At 72.3% G+C, this 4,483-nt stretch carries 4 protein-coding genes and 1 pseudogene; all 5 read left to right on the top strand.

The features are described from left to right. On the top strand, nucleotides 1-427 hold a 427-nt coding region (locus tag AB0E96_RS38525), incomplete at its 5' end, for a DUF5682 family protein (protein ID WP_359831109.1). A gap of 100 nt (nucleotides 428-527) precedes the next feature. After that, entirely contained in the window at nucleotides 528-1,709 is a 1,182-nt protein-coding gene (locus AB0E96_RS38520) for a VWA domain-containing protein (protein ID WP_359831107.1), read from the top strand. A gap of 302 nt (nucleotides 1,710-2,011) precedes the next feature. After that, entirely contained in the window at nucleotides 2,012-3,184 is a 1,173-nt protein-coding gene (sucC, locus tag AB0E96_RS38515) for an ADP-forming succinate--CoA ligase subunit beta (protein WP_359831105.1), read from the top strand. A gap of 18 nt (nucleotides 3,185-3,202) precedes the next feature. Next, entirely contained in the window at nucleotides 3,203-4,093 is an 891-nt protein-coding gene (gene sucD, locus AB0E96_RS38510) for a succinate--CoA ligase subunit alpha (RefSeq protein WP_359831103.1), read from the top strand. Between the two features lie 90 nt (nucleotides 4,094-4,183). Next, nucleotides 4,184-4,483, top strand: a pseudogene (locus AB0E96_RS38505) (hypothetical protein); the annotation flags it as partial.

Here is a 4,483-nt window from a genome sequence, read left to right as displayed (position 1 = left end):
CTCATCGGGCCACCACCAGGGCGCCGACGCACACCGGGCAGGACACGGAGTGCAGCTGTCCGTCGCGGCGGACCTGGACCTCGGCGAAGCCGCTGGGGTCGAGGGCTTCCTGACCGGCGGCGGCGCCCTGCTGCTGCACGATCCGCGGCTGCTCGCCCTGCTGGACGAGTGGCTGACCGGGGTCGGCGGCGAGGTCTTCACCGACGTCCTGCCGCTGCTGCGCCGCACCTTCGCCGGGCTGGAGGCGGGCGTGCGCACCACCATCGGCGGCCGGGTCGCGGCCGGCCCGCTCGGGGAGCCCCCGACCGTCCGGGCCGCGGCCGGGGAGCTGGACGGGGCCCGCGCCGAGGCCGTCGTCCCCGTGGTGGCCCTGCTGCTCGGGGTCCGCCCGCGGATCCCCCGGCAGGCCGCCGGCCGCGACACCTGACACCGCCTCGCACCGCCGGGCACCCGAAACGGCCCGACACCCGACACCGCCGTACCGAACGCCTGCCCCACCGCAGGACCCGCTGAAGGAGGAGGACGAGATGGCAGCGCCCACGACCGACGAACGGCTGCGCCGCTGGCGGCTGGTGCTCGGCGGAGAGGCCGACGGCACCGGCTGCACCCTGCGCGGCCGCGACGCCGCGATGGACGGAGCCCTCGCCGCGCTCTACCGCGGCGCCCCCGAGGAGGGCGCCCGGGGCGGCCGCGGTGGGCGCCGCGGCGCCGGGCTGGGCGGCTCGGCCCCCCAGGTGGCCCGCTGGCTGGGCGACATCCGCGAGTACTTCCCGTCCACCGTCGTGCAGCTGATGCAGCAGGACGCGATCAGTCGGCTCGGCCTGGACCGGCTGCTGCTGGAGCCGGAGATGCTGGAGGCCGTCGAGCCGGACGTGCACCTGGTCGGCACCCTGCTGTCGCTCAAGCACGCGCTGCCCGAGACCACCCGGGAGACCGCCCGGGCGGTGGTCGGCAAGGTGGTCGCCGAGCTGGAGCGTCGGCTCGCCGACCGCACCCGGGCCACCCTCGGCGGCGCCCTCGACCGCAGTGCCAAGGTCAACCGGCCCCGCCACCGCGACATCGACTGGGACCGCACCGTCCGGGCCAACCTGAAGAACTACCTGCCCGAGTACGGCACCGTCGTCCCCGAGCGGCTGGTCGGCTACGCCCGAGCCCAGCGCGCCGTGAAGAAGGACGTCATCCTCTGCATCGACCAGTCCGGCTCGATGGCGCCGTCGGTCGTCCACTCGGCGGTCTTCGGCGCGGTGCTCGCCTCGATGCGCACCCTGGACACCCGGCTGGTCGTCTTCGACACCTCGGTGGTCGACCTCACCGAGCAGCTCACCGACCCGGTCGACGTCCTGTTCGCCACCCAGCTCGGCGGCGGCACCGACATCAACCGCGCGCTCGCCTACTGCCAGTCGAAGATCACCCGGCCCTCCGAGACGATCGTCGTCCTGATCAGCGACCTGTACGAGGGCGGCATCCGGGACGGCATGCTCAAGCGGGTCGCCGCGATGAAGGCGGCCGGCGTCCAGTTCATCGCCCTGCTGGCGCTCTCCGACGAGGGGGCCCCGGCGTACGACCACGCGCACGCCGCCGCCCTGGCCTCGCTCGGCGCACCGGCCTTCGCCTGCACCCCCGACGCGTTCCCGGAGATCATGGCGGCGGCCGTCGAGAAGCGCCCGATCCCGCCGCACCTGATGAAGGGGGAGGACCGGGGGGTGTGAGGATTCACCCGGACGCGCTAATCCACCCGATCGGCGGACCGGCCGTCCGCCCCTTCCCGCCGGGCTGTTTGTGACGGTTCTCACCCAGGACGGGCAGGCCCCCGGGCGGAACAGTCCCGTCCTGCGGGGATAACCTGCCAGACGGACGTGACGCGCGTGTTGATTGACGTGTGCGCCCGTGGCTGTGTGGGCCGCAAGGCCGTACCTCTGCGTACCCGCACCGCCCCGACGACCCGCAGCGAAGATCCTGCCGTGGCACGCTCGTAGAGACACAATCCGCGACCACGAACAAGGACAAACACGTGGACCTGTTCGAGTACCAGGCGAGGGACCTCTTCGCCAAGCACGGTGTGCCCGTGCTTGACGGCGATGTCATCGAGACCGCCGCAGACGCTGCCGCCATCGCGGAGCGCTTCGGCGGCCGCGCCGTCGTCAAGGCTCAGGTGAAGGTGGGCGGCCGAGGCAAGGCCGGCGGCGTCAAGCTCGCCGCCGACCCGGCGGACGCCGTCGCCAAGGCCGAGCAGATCCTCGGCATGGACATCAAGGGCCACACCGTTCACAAGGTGATGCTGGCCCAGACCGCGGACATCAAGGACGAGTACTACGTCTCGTTCCTGCTGGACCGCACCAACCGCACCTTCCTGGCCATGGCCAGCGTCGAGGGCGGTGTGGAGATCGAGGTCGTCGCCGAGCAGAACCCCGAGGCGCTCGCCAAGATCCCGGTCGACGCCAACGAGGGCTGCACCCCGGAGAAGGCCGCCGAGATCGTCGCCGCGGCGAAGTTCCCGGCCGAGGTCGCCGACCAGGTCGCCGAGGTCCTGCAGAAGCTGTGGACCGTCTTCATCAAGGAGGACGCCCTCCTCGTCGAGGTCAACCCGCTGATCAAGTCCGGCGACGGCAAGATCATCGCGCTCGACGGCAAGGTCTCCCTGGACGAGAACGCCGAGTTCCGCCAGCCGGAGCACGAGGCGCTCGAGGACAAGGCCGCCGCCAACCCGCTGGAGGCCGCTGCCAAGGCCAAGGGCCTGAACTACGTCAAGCTCGACGGCCAGGTCGGCATCATCGGCAACGGCGCGGGCCTCGTCATGAGCACCCTCGACGTGGTCGCCTACGCCGGTGAGAAGCACGGCGGCGTCAAGCCCGCCAACTTCCTCGACATCGGCGGCGGCGCCTCCGCCGAGGTCATGGCGAACGGCCTGGAGATCATCCTGGGCGACCCCGACGTCAAGTCGGTCTTCGTCAACGTCTTCGGCGGCATCACCGCGTGCGACGCGGTCGCCAACGGCATCGTGCAGGCCCTGGAGCTCCTCGCGAGCAAGGGCGAGAACGTCACCAAGCCGCTGGTCGTCCGCCTGGACGGCAACAACGCGGAGCTGGGTCGCAAGATCCTCGACGACGCCAACCACCCGCTGGTGCAGCGCGTGGACACCATGGACGGCGCCGCTGACCGCGCCGCCGAGCTGGCCAACAAGTAAGGAAGGGGACTTAACACCATGGCTATCTTCCTTACCAAGGACAGCAAGGTCATCGTCCAGGGCATGACCGGCGCCGAGGGCATGAAGCACACCCGCCGCATGCTCGCCTCCGGCACCCAGATCGTCGGCGGTGTCAACCCGCGCAAGGCCGGTACCACGGTCGACGTCGACGGCACCGAGATCCCGGTCTTCGGCTCCGTCGCCGAGGCCATGGAGAAGACCGGTGCCGACGTCACCGTCCTCTTCGTGCCGCCGGCGTTCACCAAGGCCGCCGCGATCGAGGCCATCGACGCCGAGATCGGCCTGGCCATCGTCATCACCGAGGGCGTCCCGGTGCACGACACCGCCGCCTTCTGGGCGCACGCCGGTGCCAAGGGCAACAAGACCCGCATCATCGGCCCGAACTGCCCCGGCCTGATCAGCCCCGGACAGTCGAACGCCGGCATCATCCCGGCCGACATCACCAGCTCCGGCAAGATCGGCCTGGTCTCGAAGTCCGGCACCCTGACCTACCAGCTCATGTACGAGCTGCGGGACATCGGCTTCACCTCGGCCGTCGGCATCGGTGGCGACCCGGTCATCGGCACCACCCACATCGACGCGCTCAAGGCCTTCCAGGAGGACCCGGAGACCGAGCTCATCGTCATGATCGGTGAGATCGGCGGCGACGCCGAGGAGCGTGCCGCGGCCTTCATCGCCGAGCACGTCACCAAGCCGGTCGTCGGCTACGTCGCGGGCTTCACCGCCCCCGAGGGCAAGACCATGGGCCACGCCGGCGCCATCGTCTCCGGCTCCTCGGGCACCGCCCAGGCCAAGAAGGAGGCCCTCGAGGCCGCCGGTGTCAAGGTCGGCAAGACGCCGTCCGAGACCGCCCGCCTGGCCCGCGAGATCATCGCCGCCCAGGCCTGATCCCGCACCACGCGTGACGAGCGCCCCCGCCCTTTCCGGGCGGGGGCGCTCGCCGGTTCCGGGAGCGCTCAGCGCCCCCGCGGACCCGTCGTGCACGGCAACGGCGACCACAACGGGCACACCACCGGGCCCTGCGGCGGGGGAGCGGCGCCCCGGGCCGCCGCCGGCAGCTCCCAGCGCGCGGCCGCCTGCGGCCCCGGCTCCACCAGGACCGCCGCCAGACCGGGCGCCGGGCTGCACCAGAGGCTGACGACGGCGTTCGGCGCCGCACCCGGCCGCAACGGCACGCCCGGCCCCGCGTCCTCCGCGGTCTCCGCGTCCTGCGCCGCCTCCGGCGGAGCGGCGGCGGGCAGGCACAGCACGGGCCTCGGCGGGGCCGCGGGCCGGAAC

Origin of the sequence: Kitasatospora sp. NPDC036755, from assembly GCF_040636595.1 — a bacterium.
In the GTDB taxonomy this organism is placed as follows: Bacteria; Actinomycetota; Actinomycetes; order Streptomycetales; family Streptomycetaceae; genus Kitasatospora.
The sequence above is the reverse complement of the archived record's forward strand: the minus strand, read 5'-3'. Positions and strand labels throughout refer to the sequence as shown.